29 protein-coding genes are annotated in these 25191 nt (G+C 69.0%); 17 read left to right on the plus strand and 12 right to left on the minus strand.

Translation table 11 applies throughout. The features are described 5' to 3' along the window. Positions 1-100: 100 nt before the first annotated feature. The 11 genes from IE97_RS0131880 to IE97_RS0131930 all read right to left on the minus strand — a co-directional run bounded on the left by IE97_RS0131880 (position 101) and on the right by IE97_RS0131930 (position 8670). Entirely contained in the window at positions 101-586 is a 486-nt protein-coding gene (locus IE97_RS0131880; RefSeq protein WP_030248190.1) for a hypothetical protein, read from the minus strand. Then, positions 583-885 carry a hypothetical protein gene (locus IE97_RS0131885; RefSeq protein WP_030248191.1) on the minus strand — a complete coding sequence of 101 codons (303 nt, stop codon included), beginning with the start codon at positions 883-885 and terminating at the stop codon, positions 583-585. The genes IE97_RS0131880 and IE97_RS0131885 overlap by 4 nt, the downstream gene beginning before the upstream one ends. Further along, on the minus strand, positions 882-1265 hold the full coding sequence (locus IE97_RS0131890) for a hypothetical protein (protein WP_030248193.1): 384 nt from the start codon (positions 1263-1265) through the stop codon (positions 882-884). The genes IE97_RS0131885 and IE97_RS0131890 overlap by 4 nt, the downstream gene beginning before the upstream one ends. After that, complete coding sequence (locus tag IE97_RS0131895; protein ID WP_030248196.1) at positions 1262-1624, minus strand: hypothetical protein; 363 nt, start codon at positions 1622-1624, stop codon at positions 1262-1264. The genes IE97_RS0131890 and IE97_RS0131895 overlap by 4 nt, the downstream gene beginning before the upstream one ends. A gap of 3 nt (positions 1625-1627) precedes the next feature. Next, the gene (locus tag IE97_RS0131900) at positions 1628-1873 is read right to left on the minus strand and encodes a hypothetical protein (RefSeq protein WP_030248198.1); all 246 of its coding nucleotides are present in this window, start codon (positions 1871-1873) and stop codon (positions 1628-1630) included. A 178-nt stretch (positions 1874-2051) separates the two neighbouring features. After that, positions 2052-2357, minus strand: a complete 306-nt coding sequence (locus IE97_RS0131905; protein WP_030248200.1) for a hypothetical protein — start codon at positions 2355-2357, stop codon at positions 2052-2054. A 66-nt stretch (positions 2358-2423) separates the two neighbouring features. Next, positions 2424-3173, minus strand: coding sequence for a methyltransferase (locus IE97_RS0131910; protein WP_030248203.1), 750 nt, complete (start codon positions 3171-3173; stop codon positions 2424-2426). Between the two features lie 133 nt (positions 3174-3306). After that, positions 3307-3516, minus strand: coding sequence for a hypothetical protein (locus IE97_RS0131915; RefSeq protein WP_030248206.1), 210 nt, complete (start codon positions 3514-3516; stop codon positions 3307-3309). Between the two features lie 5 nt (positions 3517-3521). After that, positions 3522-7901 (minus strand): phage/plasmid primase, P4 family, encoded by a 4380-nt coding sequence (locus IE97_RS0131920; RefSeq protein ID WP_030248208.1) that lies wholly within the window; start codon positions 7899-7901, stop codon positions 3522-3524. A 53-nt stretch (positions 7902-7954) separates the two neighbouring features. Then, complete coding sequence (locus tag IE97_RS0131925) at positions 7955-8440, minus strand: hypothetical protein (protein WP_030248217.1); 486 nt, start codon at positions 8438-8440, stop codon at positions 7955-7957. Continuing rightward, the gene (locus IE97_RS0131930; protein WP_030248220.1) at positions 8437-8670 is read right to left on the minus strand and encodes a helix-turn-helix domain-containing protein; all 234 of its coding nucleotides are present in this window, start codon (positions 8668-8670) and stop codon (positions 8437-8439) included. Before IE97_RS0131930 ends, IE97_RS0131925 begins: the two co-directional genes overlap by 4 nt. Positions 8671-8899: 229 nt before the next feature. Here IE97_RS0131930 and IE97_RS0131935 point away from each other — a divergent pair, with 229 nt between their 5' ends. The 6 genes from IE97_RS0131935 (at position 8900) to IE97_RS0131960 (ending at position 16198) form a co-directional block, all read left to right on the plus strand. Continuing rightward, a complete protein-coding gene (locus IE97_RS0131935; protein WP_030248222.1) occupies positions 8900-9211 on the plus strand; it encodes a hypothetical protein in 312 nt (103 codons plus the stop codon). Further along, on the plus strand, positions 9208-9588 hold the full coding sequence (locus IE97_RS0131940; RefSeq protein ID WP_030248226.1) for a hypothetical protein: 381 nt from the start codon (positions 9208-9210) through the stop codon (positions 9586-9588). Before IE97_RS0131935 ends, IE97_RS0131940 begins: the two co-directional genes overlap by 4 nt. After that, a complete protein-coding gene (locus tag IE97_RS0131945; protein WP_051705200.1) occupies positions 9585-11234 on the plus strand; it encodes a DEAD/DEAH box helicase in 1650 nt (549 codons plus the stop codon). Before IE97_RS0131940 ends, IE97_RS0131945 begins: the two co-directional genes overlap by 4 nt. Before the next feature lie 32 nt (positions 11235-11266). Continuing rightward, positions 11267-11674 (plus strand): hypothetical protein, encoded by a 408-nt coding sequence (locus IE97_RS0131950; protein ID WP_030248231.1) that lies wholly within the window; start codon positions 11267-11269, stop codon positions 11672-11674. A gap of 74 nt (positions 11675-11748) precedes the next feature. After that, complete coding sequence (locus IE97_RS0131955) at positions 11749-15138, plus strand: hypothetical protein (protein WP_030248233.1); 3390 nt, start codon at positions 11749-11751, stop codon at positions 15136-15138. A 457-nt stretch (positions 15139-15595) separates the two neighbouring features. Then, the gene (locus IE97_RS0131960) at positions 15596-16198 is read left to right on the plus strand and encodes a hypothetical protein (RefSeq protein WP_030248235.1); all 603 of its coding nucleotides are present in this window, start codon (positions 15596-15598) and stop codon (positions 16196-16198) included. A gap of 72 nt (positions 16199-16270) precedes the next feature. Here the strand turns inward: IE97_RS0131960 and IE97_RS0131965 are convergent, their stop codons facing one another. Further along, positions 16271-16843: a hypothetical protein gene (locus IE97_RS0131965; protein ID WP_051705201.1), complete on the minus strand. Its 573-nt coding sequence runs from the start codon at positions 16841-16843 to the stop codon at positions 16271-16273. A 167-nt stretch (positions 16844-17010) separates the two neighbouring features. On the opposite strand from IE97_RS0131965, the gene IE97_RS0131970 reads away from it, so the two are divergent. The 11 genes from IE97_RS0131970 to IE97_RS0132020 all read left to right on the plus strand — a co-directional run bounded on the left by IE97_RS0131970 (position 17011) and on the right by IE97_RS0132020 (position 25167). Next, the gene (locus tag IE97_RS0131970) at positions 17011-17481 is read left to right on the plus strand and encodes a hypothetical protein (RefSeq protein WP_030248242.1); all 471 of its coding nucleotides are present in this window, start codon (positions 17011-17013) and stop codon (positions 17479-17481) included. 44 nt (positions 17482-17525) lie between these two features. After that, on the plus strand, positions 17526-17843 hold the full coding sequence (locus tag IE97_RS0131975; protein ID WP_158708369.1) for a hypothetical protein: 318 nt from the start codon (positions 17526-17528) through the stop codon (positions 17841-17843). Between the two features lie 60 nt (positions 17844-17903). Further along, the gene (locus IE97_RS0131980; RefSeq protein WP_030248248.1) at positions 17904-18170 is read left to right on the plus strand and encodes a winged helix-turn-helix transcriptional regulator; all 267 of its coding nucleotides are present in this window, start codon (positions 17904-17906) and stop codon (positions 18168-18170) included. A gap of 313 nt (positions 18171-18483) precedes the next feature. After that, positions 18484-19125: a glycosyltransferase family 2 protein gene (locus IE97_RS0131985; RefSeq protein ID WP_158708370.1), complete on the plus strand. Its 642-nt coding sequence runs from the start codon at positions 18484-18486 to the stop codon at positions 19123-19125. A gap of 91 nt (positions 19126-19216) precedes the next feature. Then, entirely contained in the window at positions 19217-19405 is a 189-nt protein-coding gene (locus IE97_RS0131990) for a hypothetical protein (protein ID WP_030248252.1), read from the plus strand. A gap of 11 nt (positions 19406-19416) precedes the next feature. Further along, a complete protein-coding gene (locus IE97_RS0131995) occupies positions 19417-19734 on the plus strand; it encodes a hypothetical protein (RefSeq protein ID WP_030248255.1) in 318 nt (105 codons plus the stop codon). 127 nt (positions 19735-19861) lie between these two features. Then, complete coding sequence (locus IE97_RS0132000; protein WP_030248259.1) at positions 19862-20320, plus strand: hypothetical protein; 459 nt, start codon at positions 19862-19864, stop codon at positions 20318-20320. A gap of 286 nt (positions 20321-20606) precedes the next feature. Next, positions 20607-21815: a hypothetical protein gene (locus IE97_RS39495; protein WP_158708371.1), complete on the plus strand. Its 1209-nt coding sequence runs from the start codon at positions 20607-20609 to the stop codon at positions 21813-21815. A 126-nt stretch (positions 21816-21941) separates the two neighbouring features. Further along, positions 21942-22520 (plus strand): hypothetical protein, encoded by a 579-nt coding sequence (locus tag IE97_RS0132010; RefSeq protein WP_030248264.1) that lies wholly within the window; start codon positions 21942-21944, stop codon positions 22518-22520. A 56-nt stretch (positions 22521-22576) separates the two neighbouring features. After that, positions 22577-24523 (plus strand): hypothetical protein, encoded by a 1947-nt coding sequence (locus tag IE97_RS0132015; protein ID WP_158708372.1) that lies wholly within the window; start codon positions 22577-22579, stop codon positions 24521-24523. A gap of 248 nt (positions 24524-24771) precedes the next feature. Beyond that, positions 24772-25167 (plus strand): hypothetical protein, encoded by a 396-nt coding sequence (locus IE97_RS0132020; protein WP_030248270.1) that lies wholly within the window; start codon positions 24772-24774, stop codon positions 25165-25167. Positions 25168-25191: the final 24 nt, after the last annotated feature.

The following is a 25191-nucleotide window of genomic DNA, read 5'->3' on the forward strand; positions in this document are numbered from 1 at the left end:
CGGACGCGGCGATGTTAAGACCGGAGCAGCCCATGATCATTCCGGAGTACGACGAAGCCCCGGGCCGTGAGGCTCCGGGGCTCGGTGGTTCATCGGGCGGTCAGTCGTCGGTCGGTGCACTCGACTCGGTGAGCGGGGCCAGGTGCTCTTTGCAGTTGCTGCACCGCTGGACCGCCATACGTGGATGGGGTTCGAGGGTGACCGGGCCGCACGTAGGGCAGACGGCTTGGATTGCACCGTCCACGTCGCCGCACTCGTCCACGTCGCCGGGCGCACCCGGCATCGTCAGTTCTCGGCACGGCTTGCTGTGAGCCGCGTGGCCGCAACCCCGGCAGACTCCTGCCGCCGTGGTCCCGCCCGGGATGGCGACGCCCCGCATGAACGCGAACAGGTCCGCCTTGCACCCGGGGCACAGCTCCCGCTCGTCGGCGGAGCCGTCCTCGTTGGGGAGCCGGGGCCGCGTCCAGCCGTTCGGCAGCTCGGGCCGGGCCACCGGGATCCCGGGACCGCAGGTGCCGGCGAACAGCATCACGGAACCCGTCTGTTCCTGGAACCCGCAGCGGTCACACTCCAGATGGACGCTCACGCCCCGGCCCTCGCTTCCTCGGTGACGATCAGCACGCGGTGCCCAGCCGGGAACTCACCCGTCAGCGTCGCCCCGGTCTGGCTGCGCGCCGTGATGCGCTTGCCCTTCCGGGCCGTGACGGTCCACGCAACGCCCTCCATCGGCATCGCGTGCGCGATCCCGGCGCCGCTCACGCGGCCGTCCTTGCCGACGAGATACGCGGCCCCGGTGCCGGGGTTGACCCACGTGTCCCCGACGGCCAGGTCATCAGCGGGGCGGCTGCGTACGTCGTCCCAGGTGTACGGGTGATCTGTGCTCATTCCTCGTTCCTCGCTTCCTTGATCAACGCCCGGCATCCCGGACGCCGGCACAGCAGCCGGCTGTCTACCTTCCTCAGCTCGACGAGGCACGACAACTCCGCCGACTCCCCCAGCTCCATCGAACCGTCGCAAGCGGCCACCGACGTGCCGTAGGCGTATCCGGAGCCCGTGACTGCCACGTGCACCGTGACGTTCCGGCGAGGAGTCCAGTCACCGTGCCCCTCACCGTTGTTCGCACCGCCGAGCGCCTCGCCGTTCCAGGTCAGGATCCGGCGCGGCTCGTCGGCCGTAGCCGGGTGGTAGTCGTCGGGCCGGTCCTGCTCGTTGCGGGCCACCTCGTCGCGGTAGTCCGCAACGTCGATGGAGCCGGGCGCTTTCACCCCTCGTTCCTCGCTTCCTTGATCGGCAGTTGCAGCGGCGGCCGGATGCAGTGCACCCACCGCGCCGGCGCGCACTTGCCCGCGCGTTCGACGGGCCAGGGCTTCGCCTCCCGGCCGCACCGGGGGCAGACGTACAGCCACGTCCCGTCCTCGTTGCGCTGCGGGTGACGTCCGGCGTCCTTGTTGGCGCGCATCCGCTGCGCAACCCCGAACAGGACACCCGCCGCGCGGCACTCCACGCGGCCCGCCGCGACCAGCTTCGGCACGTTGCCCTTGTGCCGGTACAACTTCCCCGTGGCGGTGAACGAGGCGTAGTTGCCGCACAGCGGGCACGTCCCGCCGCTGCTCGCCCGGCCCACCGCTCAGCCCTCCGCCGGTGCCGGGTGCTGCTCGATGACGGCTCGAATCGCCTTCACCGACGAGGCCCTGACGAGCCGGAGAATCTCCGCGTAGTCGCCGGCCTGCTCCTCGATGGCCTTGATGCGCTTGCCGAGGGTGCTGGCCCGGGGCCCGGCGGGCAGGGTCAGCCACTCCTCGCGCAGCGTCTCGGCCTTGGCGGCGAGCTGCGCCCGGCGCAGATCCAGCTCGGCTATCGTTCGTGCGTTCACCGGTCGGCCTCCGTCTCTTTGCACCCCGGGCAGTAGTCCCGTCCGCCACGCTTGCTGACCCAGCCTGCGCGCTTCGCGTCTCGGCGAGCCTCCGTCACGGTGGCGGCCGACGGAACGGTGCTGCTGTCGAACATCTCGTGACAGCCGTTGCAGCGCAGGAATGCCCTTACGAACACGGTCACCGTGCGGCCCTCCGCTCCCGGTAGATCTCGTACGCGTCCGCGTAGGAGTCCGTGCGGTCGGTCTCGATGTACCACCGGGCGAAGCCCCGGCCCACGAAGATGCCGCTCCGTTCGGCCCACCGTTCGATCTTGGCGGGCGACACCAGCCACGCGGCGTACGCCTCGGCGTAGCTGTCCGTCCGACCGGTGTCCTCGTACCACTTGGGGAAGCCGGCGTCCGGCTTGCCCTGCGCGGTCTCCCACTGCCGGGCCGCCGCGATGCGCTTGTTCCGCTCGGCCGCTTCCTTCTGCTTCCAGTCCACGGGTCCCGCCTTCCTTGATCGTGGCCCGGGGCCGGGTGGTTCTCCCGGCCCCGGTTCTGTCATCGGTCAGTACGGGCGTGGGACAACCGCGATGACGGTCCGCACGCCGGTCCCCGACTCCTTGAAGGCGTTGTCCGGCAGAGTGACCGTCCATCCGTCCACGTCCTTGAGCAGCGCCCAGAACCGGCGGGTGAGGGCCGTCTCCCGGAAAGCGACGCCTGCCGACATGACCGACACCAGACGGCCTCCCGGCCGCAGGTGCTCGTACGCGTGCAGGATGTGGGTGATGTCGGCCTGCCTGGCGAACGGCGGGTTCATCACCACCCGGTCATACGCACCCTGTGGGTCGGTAGTGAGGAAGTCGCCGACGGTCACGGTGATGTCCGGGTGGTGCTCATCCCTCAGCGCCTCGGCATGTTCGGGCTGGATCTCCACGCAGTCCACGACCGCACCGGCCCGGACAGCGGCGAGGGCGAGAGCGCCCCTGCCAGCTGACGGCTCCAGCACGCGCATGCCCGGCTCGATGCGGGCCAGGTCGATGACCTGCTGAACGACGGGCGCCGGGGTCGGGAAATACCCGAACTGCTGCTTGGCGCTGACGACTTCTCCGGTGAGGATGACGGGCTCTATGGCGTCGGCCGCGTCACCGTCGAACAAGTGGGCGCGCTTGCTTCGGTTCCACTTACCGCCAGCCGCCTTGAGCACCTTGTCGGTGTCGAGATACAGCTTCCGGTCGAGCTGCCCGGTCAGCCGCAGGGCGTTGCCGTCGGTCTCGGCACGGTCCAGCACCGCGAGGACGTCGACAGAAACCCTCATGGGAACTCCATTCCTTGATTCCTTGGTCATGAGACCAGCCGGGGCGTGGATCGCCGAACGGCCCGCTCATTCGATTTAATTAAACCAGGGTTGGGGTGCCGAGACAACCCCTTGGAGCTGCCCCGGCGCCTCTTCACGGGTGAGCCGCCAGACGCAGGCGCTCGCCGCCCTCTGCCCGCAGGATGGCTATGGCCAGGGCCTCATCGACCAGCAGGCCCGACGCCTCGCACAGCCGCCACCCGCCGGGCCCGTGCGCCGGGACGTGCGAGCCCTTGAGCGAGTCGTCCATCAGACCCGGGTCCACCTGGCCCCCGCACAGGGGGCACTCGATCACGTCGTCCATGGCCGTCAGTCCTTCGCGTAGCACGCATCCCACGACACGGCCGCCTTGCTCGCGCCGGCCGTGATCGGCACGCCCTTGAAAGCGAACGTGAACGCGTCCAGCACGGTGGCCGTGATCTCCTCCACGCGGTTCTCGGGGACGCACAGGACGACCTCGTCGTGCACGACGCAGCGCAACCATTCCGTCGCCTCCGGGGCCCGGTCGACGAGCCGCAGCAGCGCCTCGCACATGATGTCCCGGGCGCCGCCCTGGCCCATGAGGGCCGGGGCCTGCGTCCAGGCCCGGTCCGGGTTGCAGCGCATGAGCCGGCCGAAGCCGTTGTCCAGCAGCTCGCCAGCCTTGCCCCGCTCGCGGACCTCGGTCCTCCAGGCGCACAGCCCCGGGAACTGGCTGTTCATCTGGTCGTCGAACTGCTGCGCCACCGCCCGCTCGACGCCCTGGCGGAGGACAAGGCTGTCCACGCCCATCCCGTAGTTCCAGCCGTGGCCGGACGCCTTGGACTTGTCCCGCCACTCACAGGTGTGCTTCGGCCCGGTGCACCCGCAGTTGTCCCGGCCGAACACGGCGTCGGTGACCATGCTGTGCGCGTCCATGCCCGGACCGAACAGGGCCATGTACGCCTCGTCCTGGCTGTGTCCGGCCACGGCGCGCATGTCGACCTGGTCCAGGTCGAACGCAATCAGCAGCATGCCGTCGTCGGCGATCATCGGGCGCCGTTGGTGGACCTTGCCGCCACGCTTGCCCATGTTGGTCACCGACGGGTTGATGTACGCCCACCGGCCGGACGCCTGGAGGTCACCGACCTTCGGGTGCACCCGGTCTCCGATGAGGTGCTTCTGGATCTCCGCGTACTTCTGCACCGAGGACGTCACGGTGACGATGTGGCCTGCCATTTCCTCGATCGCGGCCCAGTCCGCGTCGGGGTGGAACGGGCGACGGTTCGGGTTGAGCAGGGCGGGCAGCTCGCGGGTCTCTTTGCCCTTGCCCACCAGGTAGGCGCCCTCGCCCAGCGCGTCCTTGCTGGTGGCGAGTGTCCCGGAAGCCGTCTTGAGGTAGTACGGCAGACCCCGATCGGCGAACGCCCGAACGAGAGCGCCCCGACCCTCCTTGGTGGACAGGGGGGCCAGCACCGGCTCGTCCGTGAAGACACGGTTCTTGCCCCGACCCCTGCCGACCGACTTGGTCAACGGCACACCGCAGTTCTCGTGCAGCCACTCCAGCGACTCCTGCCGCTTGTCGGCCTCAGCCTTCACCAACCGGGTCAGCTCGGGGACGTCCACGCGCCAGCCGTTGTAGGTCATACGGTGCTGGAGGTGGGCTACACGCATCTCGCGCCGGACGTAATCCGAAGGCTCACCCAGAGCGCGCCGCACGCCCCGGGTGGCCTTCAGGTCGCCGCTGAAGTACGCGCGGTACTCGGGATCGTCCTCGGGGATCCTGCCGTATCCGATCTCGGCCCGCTCGTCGTCGGTCAGCTTGCGCCCGTCGATCTCTTCCGGGGCGTGCTTGATGGCGAGGGCCCGGAGGTTGTCCGTCTTGCCGGGCATGCCGAGCCGGGCCGCCAGGCCGTCCAGGCTGTAGTAGCCCTTGGCGGACCAAGGCTTCTCACCCTTGGCGCCGGGCGGGTCCACGGTCATCGCCCACCGCATGGTGTCCACCGTCTTGGCGGCCAGCTTGTCGTAGTCGGCGCCGTGGTGGCGGGCGAGGGCCATGAGGTCGAACCCGAGCAGGTTGTGGCCGTAGATCTCGTCGGCGTCCTCCAGCCGCTTGATCAGCTCCTGCACGGAGTTGACGACGACCTCCGTGCCGTCCTCGGTGACGTAGCCGGACAGCTTGGTGTACGGGTCGCCGCCGAGGTCGGTGTGGGTGAACAGCCGCTTGGCCGAATGAGACTCGATGTCGAACCCGATCACGCCGCCGGCGCGCGACGGGACGCTTTCGGCCTCGGGAGCCGGGGACGGGGCGGGGACGGTGACCGCGCGGGCCGCGTGATCGGCTTCCGCTTCGCCGAATGGATCTTCTCCGAACGGGTCCGCATCGGGGGCCGTCTGAGGAGGTGTACCGCCTGTACCCCCTACTCCGGTAACTCCTATACGTGAAGAGATTTCACGGTTATGAGGTGAAGAGGGTACAGGGGGTACACCTTCGTCTCCACCGGCGTTGACCGGGTCTTTTCCGTTCGGGTCCTGGAAGCGCACTCCGAGCCACGCCTGGTAGTTGACGCCCTTGGGCTCGTGACCGCCCAGCGTCGACCGTCCGTCACGAGCCCGGATCTTCTTCCGCTGCACGCCGTTCCGCGCGCACTCGTCGTGGCCTCCGAATCGGGAGACGAACGTGCGGTCCGTCCACTCCCGGTGGCCCTTGTCCTCCAGGTACTTGTTGAAGACCTCGTGCAGCTCCCGGGCGAGGATGTGGCTGTTCCAGTCGAACGTCAGGACGTCCCCGATGAACGACAGGATCAGGTCCGACTCCCGGCGCCAGCTCAGCGTGTCGTCCTCCACCCGCTTCGGAGCGGGCGGCATGATCTGCCCCGCCGCGTACCACTTGCGGGCCCCCTCGACGAGCCACGCCAGGGCGGCCTCCGTACGCGGCCCGTCGTCCGTCCGCAGCCGCTGACGGAGCATCTGGTCACCGGGCTTGTCGTAGGGCCCTGTGCACGCCTCCCCGGGCTTCCTGAACGTGAACGGGAAGCACAGCATCTGGAGCCGGCGCCACGTGCCGTGGTCGGACTCCTCCACGAGCGGCCGGTGGTTGGTGTTGATGATCAGGGTGTGGGTCGTCCGGAAGGTCACGCTGTCCTGACGCATCTTGCGCGCCTTGATTTGCTCGGTGCCTGCGAGCTGCTTGACCCGGTTGACGTCCAGCTTCTTCGCCTCGGGCGTCTCCTCCAGCACCGCGAGCCGGGCCCCGAGGAAGTCCATCATCTCGGTGGGGTGGTTCTCACTCGCGTTGCCGAGCAGGGCCCGGTGAGCGACGGCCGTGTGGTACCCGCCGCGCGTGCCGGCCGCCTTGGCAAGCGTGTCCATGATCGAAGACTTGCCGTTGGACCCTCCTCCCTGGCAGATGAGGATGACGTCGTCCGGCGGGGTGTGGCCGGTGATGCCCTGGCCGTTGCGGATCTGGAGGTAGTCCACCGAATCATCGGGGACGGCCTCCAGCGCGGTGTCCCAGTCGGGGTGCGTGGCGCCGGGGACGTAGTCACACCCGGTGATCTTCGTCATGAGCCGGTCAGGGTCGTGCGGGGTGAGCACACCCGTCTTCAGGTCCAGGATGCCGTTCTGGCAGTTGAGCGCGTCCGGGTCGTAGTCGAAGTCCGTCGCGTCGGACAGGATGCCGTTGACACCTTTGGCCAGCTTGAGCAAGTTGCCCAGCTTGGATGCGGCCAGCGCTCCGCGCCAGCCGTCCATCTCGGTGCGGTAGTCCTTGCCCGGCTCGGCGCGCTGCTTGTCGAGTGCCCGCTGGAAGCCCGCGAGGGCCCACTGCCGGATCTCCTCCAGCACCTGGGCGTCGGTGCACTCGGTCCACACCTTGCCGTCCCAGCGCATCCACCCGAGCCCGGAGGCCCACCGGTAGCGACCCTCAAGGGCCTCCATGCACACAGCGTCCGCCAGCACGGCGTCGGAGAACGCGGCGTCCCGTGTGTTGTCGCTCGGCTTCTCGGTGGTGGCCGCGTCGCGCAGCCCCTCCAGCGTGCCCCCCGCGTGGAAGTAGTCGTCCACGCCCTTGACCTGCGTCCCGTTGACCTCCTCGGGGACGATCAGGTACCGGATGTCGGCAGCGCCCTTGGACTCCAACCAGGTGCCAAGGCGACGCATAGCTTGCAGCACTTGGCGGTTGTGCCGGGCGTCCGAGTCAAAGCAGATGACGACTGTTCGGCCCTTGAGCTGGATGTCCTCCCAGTCTCCGAGCGTGCCGCCCCGCCTCTTCCAGTTCCAGACTCCGGAGAGCGCCACCGCCGCGATCCCGTGGGATGCCAGGGAGTCGGCCTTCTTCACGCCCTCCGTGATCCACAAAGGAGTCGTGACGAGGCGTACAGAGTTTGCGACGAGCGGCGGGACGTCGAGACGCGACGCCTTGCCCTGAGCTGTCGCGTACTTCACGGGCTTGTCGCCCATCGCTTGCGGAACACCGGGCTTGAACTGCGCACCGATGCGCTCGCCGGTCACCCGGTAGATGGGGATGAACAGTCCGGGAAAGGCACTTTCCTCGCGCCAGGCCCACACCGGGATGGACTCCTCGCGCAGCCGTGCGCGGTCCTCGTCGGTGCCGTAGAGGGTCTCGTAGCCGCGAGCGTCCCGGTGTTCCGGCGCGATCTCGCTCGCGTCCAGTTCCGCCCGGTGGTGATCGGACAACTGCCCCGCGTTCGCTTCCACGTAGGTGGTCATCGGTTCCTCGATTCCTTGGTCAGTGCTTCCTTGGTCTGCGGGGGTGTGGGCACTTACTCTCTCCTCCCCTTCCGGCCGGCCGGGCGCCGACGATCGAACCGGGCCGCAGAAGCGGCGTCCCACGCCGTCCGGAACTCGGGGCCGGTCCACATGCGGTGGACGTCGGCGACCATGCCGCTCGGGTGCCAGACGCGGACGGTGTGATCCCGCCCGCAGACGTCACCCCTGCGGTGCAGGCCGCGCACCGTGAACAGCATCAGGCCGGTGACGGTGACGAGGCCCTTCCAGCGTGGGTCGTCAAAGGTATCCGCGAGCGGCTTTATCTCCATCCACGCCTGGTCAGCGCCACGATGGGGCCGGATACGGAAGTCCGGCAGGTACCCCCGGCCGTCGCCGACGCGGTACGCCTGCGGCTCGTACTCCCACGGGATGCCCGCGCGTTCGAAGAACACGATCCAGCGGGCTTCCAGCCGCGAGCGTGTGGTGACCCCGTGCACGGTGGTGGGGATCGGCTTGACGGCCTGGTACAGGCTGGTCATCCCGCACCGACGCCCGTGACGACCGGAGATGCGGCGGGGACGGAGACGACGATGGGGGTGTTGCGCAGCTTCACCCACGCCTCGGCCTCGGCCCGGGGGATGCGCACACGGCCGTTGGCCGTCTTGTGCTTGGTCAGCGGCACGTCCGGGTCGTCCAGCCACCGGTACACGGACCCCGGATGCACCTCCGCGAGGCTTGCGACCTGGGCGACCGTCAGGAACTCCTGCACTGCTCCTCCTTGATGGTGCGTAAGTACGTGCAACAACGATACCCGCGTTTACACACACTTACACGGTGGGTACCATAACGGACAGAGGGCCCGACGGAGCCCCGCCGACCACTGACCAAGGAACACCCGGGACGCCGGGCGCGGATGGGGTGACGTCACAGATCCCCGCAACCCCCTCGTGAAGTGCGGGTTCGGTGATTGTGCACCCCGCTGGGAGGATCACGGACTCATGACCAAGGAACAGGCCGCCTACGCGGCAGCGCTGAACCGCGTCGGCTCCGACGTAGAGGACGGCTTGCTGTTCTCCGAAACGCTCGGCCGGTGGAGTGCAACGCCCCGCGCCGCAACCGGCCCGCACGTCGACTGCCCGCACTGCTGGTGGACGACCCCGTGCGGCGGGCCGGACGACGGTGAGCACTTCGCCGACCTGTGGGAGCACCTGATCGCCCGCCACGGGATCGACACGTGGGTAGCGGCGGCGCTCGCGCAGACGGCGTGGGTCCGTGCGGTGGAAGAGTTCGAAGGAGCGCAGGCCGCATGAGCGACGACACCGACCGCAAGCTGCTAGGCATGCTCGACTCGCTCAGCCCCGACCACGTGCAGCGGCTGAAGACCCTCACCGACGCGCGCACAGCTACCCCGCCGGCGTCGCCGACCGACGGCCCGGAGACGTACCGGGGCGTGACCGTCCCCGAGACCCTGCGGCCCAACTGGGACCAGCCGGAGGCGCACTTCTGGCGGGCTGGAGTCAGCTCCACGCTGGACGTCGCCGTGCCGCTGGTGGACGACTTCATCGACCCCGGGGCCTGCTCCCTGGACCACCACGGCTACTGCCAGGAACACGGCTGGTTCGGTGAGAACGACTGCCCGAACGAGCGCGCTCAGGAGTTCATCAAGTCGGCGGAGGCAGGCCAATGAGCCAGACCCTCCAGCTCCGCGAGTATCAGCGCGAGGCCATCGACGCCGTGCAGGCCGCGTGGGCCGACGGGATGCAGCGGCCCGCCGTCGTGCTCCCGACCGGCGCCGGCAAGACGGTCATCTTCTCCCGCATGGCGTCTGAGCACATCGCGGCCGAGGGCACCCGCGTGGTCATACTCGTGCACCGCGACGAGCTGGCCGACCAGACGCTCAACAAGCTGAAGCAGACCGAGCCGGGCCTGTTCACGGGCAAGGTGAAGGCTTCGGCCGACAACGTCGCGGCCGACGTGATGGTCTGCTCGGTGCAGACCCTCGCCCGGGAGAAGCGGTTCAACCGCCTGGTGGACTCGCAGGAGAAGTGCGGCAAGGTCGGCCTGGTGATCGTTGACGAATGCCACCACGCGGCGGCCGTCAGCTACCGGAACATCCTCGCCGGCCTCGGCTGCTACAGCGGGATGCCCGGAACCCGGGCCGTGGGGTTCACGGCGACGATGGCGCGCGGGGACGGCCAGGGCCTCGGGAGCGTGTGGGAGGACGCGGTCTACACCCGCTCCCCGCTGTGGATGATGTCCCGGGGCCACCTCGTGGACGTCCAGTCCAAGCTGATCGACGTCGACACCCTCCACCTCGGCGACGTGAAGAAGTCCCGGGGCGACTACACCGCTTCCTCTCTGGGCGACGCGCTGATGGAGGCCGGCGGCCCGCAGATCATCGCCAAGGTGCTGGAGGAGCATGCAGCCGGCCGACGCAGCCCGATCGTCTTCACCCCGACGGTGGAGGTCGCACGGGCGACGGCCGAGGCCCTGCCGGACGCCGCGTACGTGCACGGCGGAACGCCCCGCGAGGAGCGGTTGAACATCTACCGCCGGTTCCGCACCGGCGAGGTGCGCACGCTGGTCAACTGCATGGTGCTCACCGAGGGCGCGGACTTCCCGTTCGCGGACTGCGCGGTGATCGCCCGGCCGACGAAGTCGGAGCCCCTGTTCATTCAGATGGTCGGCCGCGTGCTGCGGCCGAGCCCGGCCACCGGCAAGCAGGACGCGCTGGTGCTCATCCTCGCCGGTGAGGGCGGGTCGTTGTGCACGCTGGTGGACCTGGAGCCCGGGGCGGAGATCCGGGAGGTGAAGGACGGCGAGACGCTGGCCGAAGCCTACGAGCGCGAGGAGTCCTACAAGGACGAGGTCGTGCCGGCTGGCTCGCTGCGGTTCGAGCTGAAGCACCGCGACCTGGACCTGTTCAAGGCGTCGGCCGCCTACTCGTGGCTGCGCACCCACGGCGGTATCCAGTTCATCCCGCTGGGCGACAACGGGGAGATCCTGCTGTGGCCATCGCGGGAGGAGACGGAGAAGTGGGACGTCGCCTACGCGCCGGCGCGCGGTACGTGGGAGCGGCTGCACGAAGGCCTGGACCTCGGCATGGCGATGGCCTGGGCGGAGACCGAGGCCATGGACCGCTCCGCGCTGAACATGACCAAGTCGGCCGCGTGGCGTAAGAAGCCGGCCTCCCCGAAGCTGGTCGGCCTGCTGCGGTACGCCGGTCACACCGTGCCGGACGGGATCCGGGCGGGCCTCGCCTCGGACCTCTACGCGGTCACCATCGCTTCGCGCAAGCTGGACCGTTTCCTCCCCCGGACGTCCGGGGTATGATTTAGCTAAACCACAGGAACGGGGACCAAGAAATGGACGAGGCACGGGTTCGGACGGTCATCCGCGAGGAGATCGCCCTGGCCATGAAGGCGCTCAAGGAGGCGGCCGACCGGGCGGACATGCCGTACGAGACCGGGGAGCTGGAGTCCTCCGCCCTGCGGGCCATCGGCAGCGCCGTCGACCACTTCCAGACCGAGTACAAGACGATGTGCGAATGGACGGACAGTGAGCGCAAGCGACTCACTGACCCCTTCACAGGCGAGGCGCCGGACGTCGCGACCTGCGAGCACTTCTACCCGTACGACCTTGCGACCAAGACCCAGGCAGGCATCTGCGAGGGCTGTGACGCCCGGCGCCCCCACCGACACGAGTACGCGTGGTCCCGGGAAGCTGGCGAAATGCGTTGCGTGCACTGCGAGCAGCCGGACTCCAACGAATGATCCCGGGGAGGGTTGCGGCGGCCCTCCCCACCTGGCCGTTAGGCCATTGACCAAGGAAGCAGGAAGGTACCGCAATGACTCAGACGACCCCTGAGCGGAAGCCGTGCTCCGTGTGCGGCAACGAGTACACCGTGACGGCGAACAAGACGATCCGTCACCACTTCACCGAGAACCCCGACTTCCAGGCCGGGCCCGACAGCCGCAAGTGCAAGGGCGTCGGACAGCCCCCGGCCGGCGCGGCGGGCGTCGCTCTCGCCGAGGACATGGAGGCCGGCCGGTCTCAGTGCCGCCTGTGCAAGCATCCGGCGCAGCTCACCGGCAACGGCCGGGTTCGGTCTCACCTCACCCCCGAGCAGACGCCCCGTCAGTGCCCGGGCGGCAGCGACTTCCCGCTGGGCACCTACCCGGACCTCATCGGCACGACGGACGGTCTCGTGGCCACCCTCGCGGCCGACTGCGAGCACGTTCCGGTCGGCCAGTGCTACGGCTGCCACGGCGCTGCCGGGAAGCCGGTCAGCGACGCTGAGCTGGACGCCATGGCGGAGACCGAGGGCACCGGCGCGGCTCCGTGGGGCGTGGACCCGGCGACGGTGACGCAGCGGACCATGGCCGACCAGTTCAAAACTGTGGAGACTGACGACTTCGGTCAGCCGGTCCGTACGTGCTTCAACTGCGACGCTGTGGCGTGCCCGGGCTGCGACGGACCGGCGAACGATGAGGCCCGCTCACAGGCTGAGCGGTTCATGGACGCGGCGCCAGCCACGCACACCGGGCGGCCGTCGATGCACAGCGGCGGCGGCGGACTGTCGGCTGCGGAGCAGGAGCGCTTGGCGGCCGTCGTTGCCACGGACTACCGCACCGGCGAGCAGAAGGCTGCCGACGCTCGGATGTCCCGGCTGACGGACGAGGCCATCAAGGTGCTAGAGCAGCGCAGCCCGGAGGAGAAAGCGGAGACGACGGCCCGCATGGACCGCACCGCGTCGGCCGCCCTCGGCGTCCCGCTCGACCCGGCGCTGAACCACAACTACACCGACCCGTCCGGGGTGGAGTGGATCCACCCGGGGCCGGAGGAAACGTACCAGGCGCCGGACTGCACGGTGCTGAGGGAGGCCGGTAACGACGTCCCGACGATGGACCAATACGGTCGGATCAAGGGAGGCGGGGTCTACTGCGAGAAGTGCGACACCGACGACCACCGGTGCCCGGGCTGCGGCACGGACGTCCCGCACGGCACCGTGGCCTGCGCCGCGTGCACCGCCCGCGTGGACGCCGAGGACGCGGAGCGGCTGGGCACCTGCACCCGTTGCGGGAAACCCCGCGACGGACACGCGCACGACGTCGGCCCCGACCCCGAGCTGCCCAACTGCCCGCACCCGGAGACGCACCGCGCGGGCTGCGGCTGCCCGGACGACGACAGCGCCCCCGGGCAGTACAACCCGGAGGACGACCCCCAGACGCGTCTCGGTGAGCTGGACGAGGGCGACTACTTCCTCCGGAAGGGCACGCTCATGCGCCTGACCGAACGGGAGTCGAGTAGCTCGGTGCTGGCCGAGGTGATGGACGGCCCGCATAAAGGCCGCACCGGCGAGCTGACGAACCTGAACGAGGTGGTTCAGCGGGCGCCCGCACCGCAGGACGCGACGTCCGGCCCGGTCCGCGTCGGCGAGCTGGAGGAGGGCGACCACTTCACCCGGCGCGGCACGCTCATGCGCGTGACGAGCGCGGGCTACGGCCTGGTGGAGGCCGTCGTCGTGGACGGCCCGCACAAGGGACGCACCGGCGAGCTGAAGAACCCGGACGAGCTGGTGGACCGCGAGCCGTGCCGCCACAGCTACGCCTGGGGTGACGACGGCAAGTTCGGGCACAGCGGGTCATTCTGCGAATACTGCGGCGCTGGGGACCCGGCGACCGAGGTGACCACGGAACAGGAGACCAAGGAATGCACGGACGACAGGACGCTGATCGCGTCGCCTCGTTCTTCGGCGGCATCCGCAACGAGTTCAACGGCCACGGCTACGCCGACGAGCCCGGCCCATGGTTCCCCGCAGGGTACGAAGGCGAGTGCGCCGGCTGTTTCGCCGAAATCGGAATCGGTGACATCATCCGCGCCGACGGCGAAGGCGGCTGGGAACGGCAGGAGTGCTGCGGTGACGACTGACCAGAGCGCGGCAGCAGCGGCCTTCCTCGGCAGCGGCCGGCCGGCGGCCCCTGCATCGAACGGGACGCAGAACCAGGCCGATGCGGCGGCGCAGTTCCTCGCCGGTGGCTCGGGGTCGCACGGGGAGAAGGAGACCAAGCGCGACCGGTACGGCAGGTACCTGATCCCGCACCCGGACACCGGCAAGGAGAAGGCCTGGACCCGGGCAACGACGTTCGCCAAGTCCATCAGCGACACGTACGCCCTGTCCCAGTGGGGCCTGCGGATGGCATTGCTCGGGGCGACGATGCGTCCGGACATCGTGGCGCGGGCGCACGGCAAGCACGTCCGGGCGGACAAGGCCCTGCTGGACGAGCTGACGGCGGAGCTGAAGAACGCCGCCGGGGACAAGGTCGCGGCCAACCTCGGCACCGCGATGCACTCCTTCACGGAGATGGCGGACCGGGCATGGCACTCCCCCGGCGGCCCGCGCAGCATCCTGGACCAGGTCCCGGCGGATTGCCGGGGGATGGTGGAGACGTACATCCGCCTGCTGGAGGAGACCGGTCTCGAACCGGTGCCGCACCTCATCGAGTTCACGACGGTCGTCAAGCAGTACGGCGTCGCCGGGACCTCGGACAACTGCTACAAGGTCACCAAGCCACTCGTGCTGAAGATCGGCCGGGCCGAAGTCCGGTTCCAGCCGGGCGAGTACGTGATCGGCGACAAGAAGACCGGCCGGGACCTGGACTACGGCTGGCAGGAGATCGCAATCCAGCTCGGCACGTACGCACAGGGCATCAACACGGCCGGGGTGTGGGACCGGCACGACGAGGTCTGGGAGCCGGACCCGCTGAGCCGGTTCGACAAGCCGGGGACGAAAGTCCGCACGGATGCCGGGATCGTCATTCACCTGCCGGTGGACAAGGAATCCGAGAAGACGCCGACCGTCTACGGCGTCGACCTGGAGAGCGGCTGGAACGCGGCCGTGCTGTGCGAACGGGTGAGGGCCTGGCGCAACGTCCGTACCCTCGCCTCCCCGGTCATGGTCTCCGAGGCTGGGGACACGTTCGCCCCGTCCCGGGCGGCTGCGGTGGTCAAGGCCGCCCCGATGGCCGGCGACCACGACCCGGACACCGGCGTCACCACGCGGACCACGGTCCGGCCGCCGTCCCTCAAGGACAAGGCCCTAGCGGTCACGTCCAAGGGCGACGCGTCGGCGGTGTGGAAGGAGGCGAAGGCGGCCGGCCTGCCCGACACGAAGGTGGACGAGCTGGTGGCCGTCATGCAGAACCGACTCAAGGAACTCGCCGAACCCGGTGGCTGAGTAGGGTTTAACTAAATCAGCTTCCGGGGTATCATAAAAGCATACGGAGCACAGCAAGTCCGGGCGGAACAAGCATTCGTGACATAGCGTCATAGATCCTCCCGGAACAACTCCACAGAGACCGCCCCGGGGCTCAACCCCACCGGCTCCGGGGCCTTGAGAGACCCAACGACGCGCCGTCGTAGCGACACAGCCCCCTGGGCGACACGCAACATCGGCGGGCGGCTCGGGGTCTGGCGGCGGCCGTAAAACGCTGGTCGCGCGGTAGCTCAACTGGAGCAGCCCTCACAGGCTCAGAGCCCCTACAGGACAACGGTTCCCCCGAGCCGTCTGTCCGGGGAGATTCGGGTTCGAGACCCGGCCGCGCACCGGAGCCACGTTCCACCGGCTCCCCTCCCTCGCCACCGGCGGCGGGAACACCCAAGGAACACACGAACCCAAGGAAAGCAGGGCACACATGACCACGATGACGGACCCGTTCAGCGCGGACGCGGTGAAGGCCGTTCGCTTCCTCTCGGGAGAGAAGAAGGTCGGGGCCAAGTTCCCCAAGGTCGGCCACGTCGTCGCCGGCACCATCACCGACTGGCGGATGGCGCAGCAGACCGACAACGAGACCCGCGAGCTGCTGTTCTGGCAGGGGAAGAAGCCCACCCCGCAGTCCCAGCTCACCATCCCGACGGAGTCGGCCCGGCCCGTGGAGATGATGGTCATCGAGCTTCAGTGCGAGCCCACCGGCGTCACCTGGGAGGGCAAGGACTACGAGGAGGTCCAGCTTCCCGAGGACGACGGCAAGCGCACGCTGTACGTCAGCAACACGAAGATCAAGGCGCTCGCCGACGCGCTGAAGCAGGCGGGTATGCAGCTCCCGGAGGTCGGCGGGTACCTGGAGATGGCCCGGGGCAAGAGCGTCAAGGCGCCGGGGGCCAAGTTCCCCAGCCAGTCGTTCACCGCGCGGTACACCCCGGCCGACAAGAACACCCGTCGGGAGCAGGATCTGCCGGTGCACACCTCCACGTCCGTCAGTGAGGACGGCGAGGCGGCGGACCCGTTCGGCGGCTGAACGGATCTACGGCACAATGAGGAAACCCCCGGGAAGGGCGCTCCCGGGGGTTTCCCCTTGTCCGGCATCATGTCAGGCCGCCACCTTCCGCCGGCGGCGGGGCTGCTTCGGGAGTGGCGGAGCGAAGACCGGGACGGTGTCGCCGAGGACCGGCCAGGCGACCGCGCGCAGGGCGTCCATGTTGTGCTGCGGCATCCGGACCACCGGCTCGCCGTACGCGGCGTGACCGGCCGCCCGCAGCCACCACGCGTCGCACTGATCCCCGCCCTTGTCGCCGGGGAACTTCCGTCCGGCGCGAGTGAGCGCGGCCAGGGCCATGGAGTCTTTGTCCGCCCCGCCGCCGTAGCCCGTGGCGTACAGCTTCAACGTCTTCGTGTTGACCAGGACGTAGGGGACGCCTGAGCGCATGACGGCGAGCCGGACGGTGGCGTGCACCATCGGGATGACCTTGGCGGACGCACCCCGGAAAAGCCCGGGGTCGTCCTCGATGACGACGAGGTCGGGGCGGGCCACACGCAGGGCCGCCGTCATGCGTTCCTCGATGCTCAGCAAGCGCCGGTCGCCCTTACCGCGCGGCTTGATGACGGCGGTGGAGTCGTCCGGGAAGCACAGTCCCGTGCACTTCATCGACAGGTCCGCTCCCATGATGCGCATTCCTTGGTCCTCCGAATCTGGGCGCACTCATTTCGTTAAATCAGATGTACCCGATACGCTGATCGGCCACGCTCCCGACGCGGCCTGGACTCGGCTACGCGCAGGTTTACCCAGTGGGTACGCTCGGAGCAGGACCACGGACTGAGGAGAGCAGACCAATGACAAGCTCTACACCCCTGCCCGGACTGGACTCCGTCGGCAAGTCGGGAACCTGGACGATCGCCGACCAGCACGGCCAGACGATCACGATTACCGGGGAGCTGCTGGGCCTCGGCTCCAGCTACCGGCCCCGGCACCAGAACCACCCTGACACCGAGTTCGCCCCGCCGCGCACCCACTGCTCCACCTGCCGGTGGACGGAGATCCGCATCTTCGCCGTGGACTCCGAAGAGGGCAACCCCGGACCGCTGCCGTACCTGGTGGTCAAGCGTGGTGCGTCGGCCATCCCCGGGGAGAAGGACTTCGTTGAGTGGGAGGGTCTGGTCACCGGGGACGAGGTGCTGGAGAAGCTGACCACCCGCCGGGGCACGGACGCGTTCCTGACCGCGCCGGCCTCCCGGGCCGCGTCGCAGGCCGCCGCGTTCGACCCCGGGGTGAGGGACGCCTGGCAGAACCGCGCGGTGAAGTAAACCCCGTTCGGCGGCCACGCTGATCGCTGGTACCGTCCCCGGCTTTGACCGAGCCGGACGGAGGGACGGACGACATGGGCAGGCACAGCGCGGAACGAATCCCCACCCGGGACCTGCGGCGCTCGTACTCCCGGCTGCGCGAAGCGTACGAGCGCCTGCTACGAGACCACCTGGAACTGAAGAGCACCGCCCACGGCCTGCCGGCCCCCGAGTCCGGCGGGCCGTTGTCGTCCGGGGCCGAGGTCGTGCTGTGGCAGCCTCCCCGCCACCTGGCCACCGGCGCGGAGCCGCTGGGCGTGGATGCCGCCTGCGAGCTGGTCCGGTCCACCGGTCTGCTGACATCGCCGGGGCTTGAGGCGTGACAGGCGAGGGTATACCGATTAAGATAAATCATCGACCCCCTGATCACCGAGGAAGGAACCATGACCGTGACCGCGCCCCAGCGCCCCCCGCGTGGACGCCCGAGGCCCGCAGAGACCATCGAGCGCGACCGGAAGATCCTGACCCTGCTCAAGGATCACCCCGACGGCCTGGCCCGTAACGCCATCGCCGAGGCGATGGGCTTGAACAAGTCCCGCACGTACCTGTCCCTGGACCGGCTGCGCCGGCAGGGCCTGGCCGAGATGGTCAAGTCCGAGGAATCACAGGCCGACAAGGACGCCCTGTGGGTGGCCGTCCAGGAGGACTGATGCCATCGGACCGCACACCCGCCGCCACGGAGCCCGCACCCGGCGCAGACGCCGAAAGTGCGGGCTCCGTAGTTGTCGGCGTTGACCCGTCGACGTCGGACGGTGTGGCCATCGTCTCAGTGAATCCCGAACGTGTGGAGGCGTTGAGGCAGCGTCTCCAAGAGGCAGGTGAGGGGTTCCAGCGGATGCGTGGGAGTCTGGCTGCCGCATCATCAGCCTTCCGGCAGTACGACCCGCGCTACGCACCGCCGGTCAGGGACGCGATGCGCTGGAGCCCGCCGGCCGACGGAGAGGAGATACCCCCGTGCCCCGCATGAGTGTTGCCGTGGTCATCCCGACGATCCCGGGCCGGGAGGATCTGCTGGAGCGCGCCCTGGCCTCCGTACGGGCGCAGCGGCGCCGGCCGGACCAGGTCGTCGTCGAACGCGACTCGCTGCGCACCGGAGCCGACCAGGCTCGCAACCGCGCGCTGCAACGGGTGACCACGGACGTGATTGCCTGGCTTGACGATGACGACGAAATCAAGCCCAACCACCTTATGGCCTGCATGCGTGTAATGGAGCAGTCCTCGGAGAAGCCTGACCTGGTGTACCCGGCACCGGTAGTGCGCGGGGGCGAGGACCCCACAGCCGTGTCGGTGCAGGGCCAGTGGAGGCTTCCGTGGGGTGTCCGTTTCGGTGCGGAGCAGGAGGCCCATCTGCGACGGTTCGGGTCATTCATCCCGATGACGCACCTGGTGCGCACCGAGCTGGTCCGCACCATCGGCGGGTTCCGTCCTGGCCAGAACGTAACGACAGATGGCCTAGGTCGCCGCTACCGTGGCGAGGACGAGGACTATCTGGTGCGCCTGCTCGACACAGGGGCCACGTTCGAGCACCTGGACGCTCGGACGTGGGTCTGGCACGTGCACCGTGGCAATACCGCCGGGCGGGGTCTCGCCCCGGCGGATATCTGAACACGGAAACGGAGGAGTCGTACCGACCACCACAGCCACGACCGGACCACCCCCCACCCTCGCCGATGCCGTACGGCGGCGCATCGGCGAGATGACCGCCCGGGGCCAGAAGACGTTCACCGTCGCGGATTTTCCCGGCGTCGCCCGACGCGCAGGCCGGCCAGGACCCTGGCTGGAGGACCACCTGCTCGTCCTGGAAGGCATCGGCGTGCTACGGGCCGTCAACCGACCCGGGCCGCGCACCTGGGCCGTCCGCCCCGGTGCGGAGTACCTACGGTGAGCCGGCGAGTGATGAGGTTCGGGTACGTCTACGGAGGAACGGCCCGCTTCAAGGGGCAGAAATACATGCTGGACGGGACGGCCTACTCACTGGGCCGGTGTGACGAGGTGCGGCTTCGCGCGGCAGCCGTACGGGACTTGTCCCAGTCACAGAACGTTCCGCTTGCCGGTATCGAGATCACGGACTTCTGGTTCAGCGAGATCGTCACCGAGAACGACATCCGGGACACGTCGGCGGGTACGGCGAGTGCCGACCCTTTCCGTCCCCACGCCGACCCCGGTCCGGACCCGTTCCGCCCCTGCGATGTCCCTGACGGCTGGGACACGTAAATGCGGGACACGGACAACGAGGGGCCCCGGGACATCGGGGCCCCTTTCGCGTACTTCACGGTTGCACGCCCGGGGCGACGGGTACGATGATTTAGGGAAATCATCCTGACCAAGGAACGAGGAAGTCATGACCAAGCAGACCGAAGCGGCGGCCGTGGACGTTCTCACCGCCGTCACCCGGGACGACCCGGCGGCGGCACGGGCGCACATCCGGGAACTGTCCTTCCAGGGACGCGCCCTGCTCATGGCCTGGGCCGTGGAGCTGAGCCGGCTCATCCAGGACGAGCAGTACGCCTACGACGCCAAGGAGCGCCGGATCGCCCGGGAAACCCGCGAGACCGAGGCAGACGCCTCCACATGCCAGAAGATTCTGCGCGCCCGCGTCCGACGCCTCGCGCAGAGGACGGATGCGGAAGCGCTGACAGTGCGTGCTCTCGAATTTCTCGACCTCGGACGCAGCCGGCCGTGGATCGCCGGGGAGCTGGAGAAGCTCACCGACGAGGGTGTGCTGAAGCCGGACCCCAGTGACCCGGGGCGGTACTTCATCCTGCGGGCGCCGGACGGGGACACGACGGCCGACGTCTGACGGGACATCGCGGTAGCGGGACAACGAGCCCTCACGGGACAAGACCGTGGGGGCTTCGTCGTGTCCCGGGACATCCGGCGCCGGGACACAGGAGGTGTCCCGCACGGGACAGGGACAGCGGGACACAGCAGCCGGGACAAACACTCTGTCCCTGGTGGGACATGTCCCGGGACAAAGGTTTGCCGGGACACGGGACATGGGGACAAGTAGCGTGTACGATGATTTAAGAAAATCAGCACCGACCAAGGAATCGTGACCAAGGAAGAGAGGGCAGACGATGTCCCGCATGTCCCGCACTCAGGCAGCCACCTACGGTCTGCTTGTCCCGGCCGCACTGGCCCTGGCCATGTCCGCCGACACCTCGTACCGCTTCATGGAGACCGCGCTTCAGATCTCCGACGAGACCGAGCGCATGATTCTGTGCGGCGTCGCCGAGGCCGCCATCGTCGCCCTCACGGTCTACGCCTGGGCCACCCGGACCAAGGGCCCCGCCTATCTCGCCTATGCGGCCGTGCTGGTGCAAGGCATCCCCGCCTTCACGGTCTCCGGGAGCGTCGGCGGCCCAGTGCGGGTCGTCCTCGGCCCGGTGCTGCTGGCCGTTCTCCTGCACCTGCTGCTCGGCCTGGAACTGCGCATGTCAGGGGCTAAGTCGGACAGCCTGCTCGCCTCCGCCCTGCGGGAGCTGAAGGAGCGTCTGACGGCCTTCCTGGGCATCGGCCGACGGGGCGCCGACTCCGCCGCCATCGCCCGCAGCCGCGCCGCCGACAAGGCCGTGGACCTGGCGGACCGTCTGGCTGCCGCCCAGCCCGGCAAGCGCAAGCACACTCGCCTGGTAGGCCGTCTCGCGAAGCAGATCGACGCGGCCCGCCACGGGCTGAACGAGACGGAGGCCGCGCAGGCGGAGGCCGCCATCGTCGCCCGCGTCGTCCGGCGTAAGTCGGTCAAGGCTCTCGCCAACATCAGTACGCGGCACGACTGGTCGCTGTCCCTTGTCCCGGCGCCGGCTGTCCCGGTCGGGGACACGGGACAGAGCGATGTCCCGACGTTCGTGTCCCCCGAGGCGGCTGTCCCCCGGGACACGGCCGATGTCCCGGCCCCTGTTGTCCCGCAGCGGGACATGTCCCGTGTCCCGCAGGACGTTGTCCCGGCGCCCGAGCCGGTTGTCCCGGCGGCCGTGTCCCGCCCTCGGGCCGCTGTCCCGGCGACGATGTCCCGGCCGCGTCCCACCGTCCGTATCTCTCTGGACAAGACGCCCGAGGAGATCAGCGCCGAGCGGGACATGTCCCGGAGCGCGGGACAGGCGAGCGTCGATGTCCCCGAGGACGTCCGGGACAACCTGACTGGCATCGTCCGCTTTCTGATGGAGACGGGACACGACAAGGCCGAGGTCCGCGCGATTGTCCCGACTCTGCCGGGACACGGGGACACGAAGCCGGGCGGCCCGAAGTCGGAGAGCCTGCGCAAGGCGATCCAGCGGACGTTCCCCAAGGAGTAACCGACGTAGAAGGCACTTGCGGCCCGGGACAGACGGGCGCACCCTTGATTTAGGTAAAGCCCTACCGGGGACAACCCTGGTAGGGCTTTCGCCTTCGGAACCAGGAATCAGGAAGAGGAACCAGGAATGAATCACATCGGGCAAAACCACCCTGACAACCCGTTCAGCCCGGCTGGCCGGGCCAACGGGCAGACGAACGGACAGCTCCGCGCTCGGGGCCTGGACGGCCAGGGCAACCCCCTCCCGTCGAACGGCAGCAGCGCCAAAACCGCAGGTCAGAAGGGATTCTCCCGACCGGGCGGCACACGGGGTCAGGGCATCGCACAACTCGCCCAGTCCATCGGCTCGATGGAGCTGTCCAACCAGGACGATCTGCACGCGTTCTGCGAGGCGTACCGGGCGATCCTCAACTACCTGGCCGTGTCCGCGAAGATGGCCGAAGGCCAGCTCAAGGCGGCTGCCAGGGCCAACGCACGGCAGGCGAAAGACGGGTGGATGACGCCCGCTCAGGCAGCCAAGCTGGCGCTGACGTTGCGTTCGGTTGGCAAGGATCTCGACCGCATGGCCAACTCCTGCGTAGACGGGTCCGCAAGCGCGGTCAAGGCGTGGCGCCGGTTCGAAGGCCTGCTGGACGAGCTGGAGAACGACCGCAAGGGTGTCCGTCGTCCCGGGGGCCGTCGTGGCGGCTCCTTCACCGTGGTGTAGGGGCGGTGGGCGACGTGTCGAACAGTCACCGCGTACGCGGATACGCCCTGTTCAGGGTGTCTGAACGCATCACTTCGTACGTCCTGCCCTGGGCCATCACCATGGCCGCGTGGCCTCTGGCTCTGGTGCTCCACCTCGTCATCGGGGACAGCCCGTTGTGGATGTCCTTTCTCGCCCTCGGGTTCGCGTATCTCGCATACGTGACCTGGTCGACCTGGGCGGTGCGCCGCCAGGAGACCCGGGTCATGGTCACGGTGTTCGTCAGCGCCGTCCTGACCTGGGAACTCTTCGCCATCACCGTCCGTCCCTGGCAGGCCGACGTGGCCAAGGCGTGGGCGCTCGGCGGACTCGTTCTGTCGGTTGCCTGGTGCGTCCGGCACGCGGCTCTGTCGGGTGTGCGGGACTCCGACAAGTCGCCGGAGACCAGCGGAAACGACGGTTTGCTGGCCAAGGTCCGGGCGTTCAAGGACGCCAGGGTCGGCAAGGTTACGGAGTCCGAGCAGGAGCTGCGCGCCCGGGTCCACCTGGACGCCCCGACCACGGCGAAGGAGGCGCAGGACGCCCGGGAGCAGATTGCGGCCGTCGCCGGGGTCGGCGCCGACCAGGTGAAGGTGCTCAAAGTCGCAGGTCACGAGGGTCAGGTGGACGTGGCGTTCACCCGTGGGCAGGACGCCCTCAAGCCGGCCGTCTGGACCGGCCCACGCCACCTCGGGGCGTCCATCGCGGACTACCCGATCTGGCTCGGCAAGCGCACCGACGGCAGCGACATCAACTGGTGGATCGTCGGTTCCGACGACGAGGAAAACCCCAGGCCACTGGCCCACACGAAGTGCACCGGGGTGTCCGGCGCGGGCAAGACGGAGACCCTTTGCACCGCCATCCTCCAGATGCGCGAGCGCGTGGACGTCGTCCCCGTGGTCGGCGACCCGGCGAAGTACTCGCAGTCCTTCGGCGACATCTCAGAGGCGATCGGCCTGGCCGCGACGACCCGTGAGACCACGGAGCAGCTCGTGCGGAACCTCATCCCGCTCATCGAGTACCGCGCGGGACTGTTCGGCACGCTGACCCGGGCTGATGGCGGCAAGGGCTACAAGCAGTGGGTGCCGGAGCTGTGGACGCTGCACCGCATCCCGGCGATCTTCCTGGACATCGAGGAGGCCACCGACGTGCTGATGGTGGTGGACGAGGAAGCCGACGAGGCGCTGCGCAAGCTGCGGTCGGTCGGCGTGCACTTCTGCGCGTCTACGCAGACCATGCCGCACGACAACATCAACCGGAAAACCCGTGGTCAGTTCACCCAGTCCCTGGCCCACGGGCAGAAGGAGAACCAGGACGCCAAGTACGCCCTGGAGGCGGAGACGCTGGAGGCCGGGGCCGACCCGACCAAGTGGGCCAACAACGCCCCTGGTTCGCTGTATGCCGAGGTCACGGGCACGGACAAGGTCCATTGGCCGGTCGACGGCCGGGTGCCGCGCATGAGGGCGGCCGACCGTGCGGAGATGATCGAGCGCACTCGACCGTACTGGGCTGAGCTGGACGCGGGCAGTTACCGCATCCTCGCCGAGGGCGTCGTGGACGAGCAGGCCGAGGCCGTGGAGACGGCCGGCGACGAGCCCCTGGAGGGCACCGTGGACGACGATTTCGCGCAGGTCAGCGACCTGGACCTGACCTCGGACGGCATCGACACGAGCGAGCCTCTGTCCGCCCCGCGCGGCGCCGGCGTCACCTTCGCCGACCCGCTGAACACCAGCCGGATGTCGACGGAGGACGCCCGCGCGGAGCTGCTGAACCGCATGCACATCCTGGTCAGCAGCGGTCAGACGGACGTCACGTTCGAGGACCTGGCCGACCTCCCGGACCTCGTCGGCCGGCCCCGTGGCTGGGTGTACGACGAGCTGGAGCAACTGGCCGACGACGGCGTGCTGCGCCGCGTCAACCCGCCCAACAAGCGGGCCGTCTACGAGGTCGCCGGGAACGTGTTCGCCGAGGCGGCGGCCATGTGACGGACCGGCGATTGGCGCACACTCAGGGCGGGCATCTCATGTCAGAGATGCCCGCCCTGACACGTCTCTGACGGCCCGTGGTGGCACCTCTGACGCGTCAGCAGACGCCGCCGGACTGTCCGTGACTCCAGCCATTACACGGGTCTGACAGGGGCGCTGACGGCCTCGGCGGCGCTGCGACCTAGAACTCTCTCCCGCTCGGCCCGGCCGGCGCGGACAACGACCGATGACGCAAGGACTGATGACAGATGACCAAGGAACTGAACTGCACCGGATGCGGCGGCCAGGCGGTCCACACGAAGACGGTCCCGCTGTGCTCGCGGTGCGCTCTGGCCGTTGCCGAGGAGTCGTTGGGCTTCGTGTTCGACGGGCTGCGCAGCGACGCCGGAGTGATCCAGCTCCCGGCCGCGCCGGAAGACCGGATGAGCCCGGCGGAGGCCGACGACGTGGCGTACCAGCGGCTGTCCGCGCTGCGCCGACAGGGTGCGAAGCGGGTCACGTTCGAGGACTTCAAGGATCTGCAAGAGATCACCGGCCGGTCCCGGCCGTGGGTGTACCGGTGGCTGGACGCCCGGGTGAAGGACGGCGACCTGGTCAAGGACACGGCGGGCGAGCGCGTGGGTTACGTCTACGCCCCGGACTGACGCGGGCCGGGGGTTGTGCAGTCA

This window comes from Streptomyces sp. NRRL S-455, assembly GCF_000717875.1.
Classification (GTDB): Bacteria; Actinomycetota; Actinomycetes; order Streptomycetales; family Streptomycetaceae; genus Streptomyces.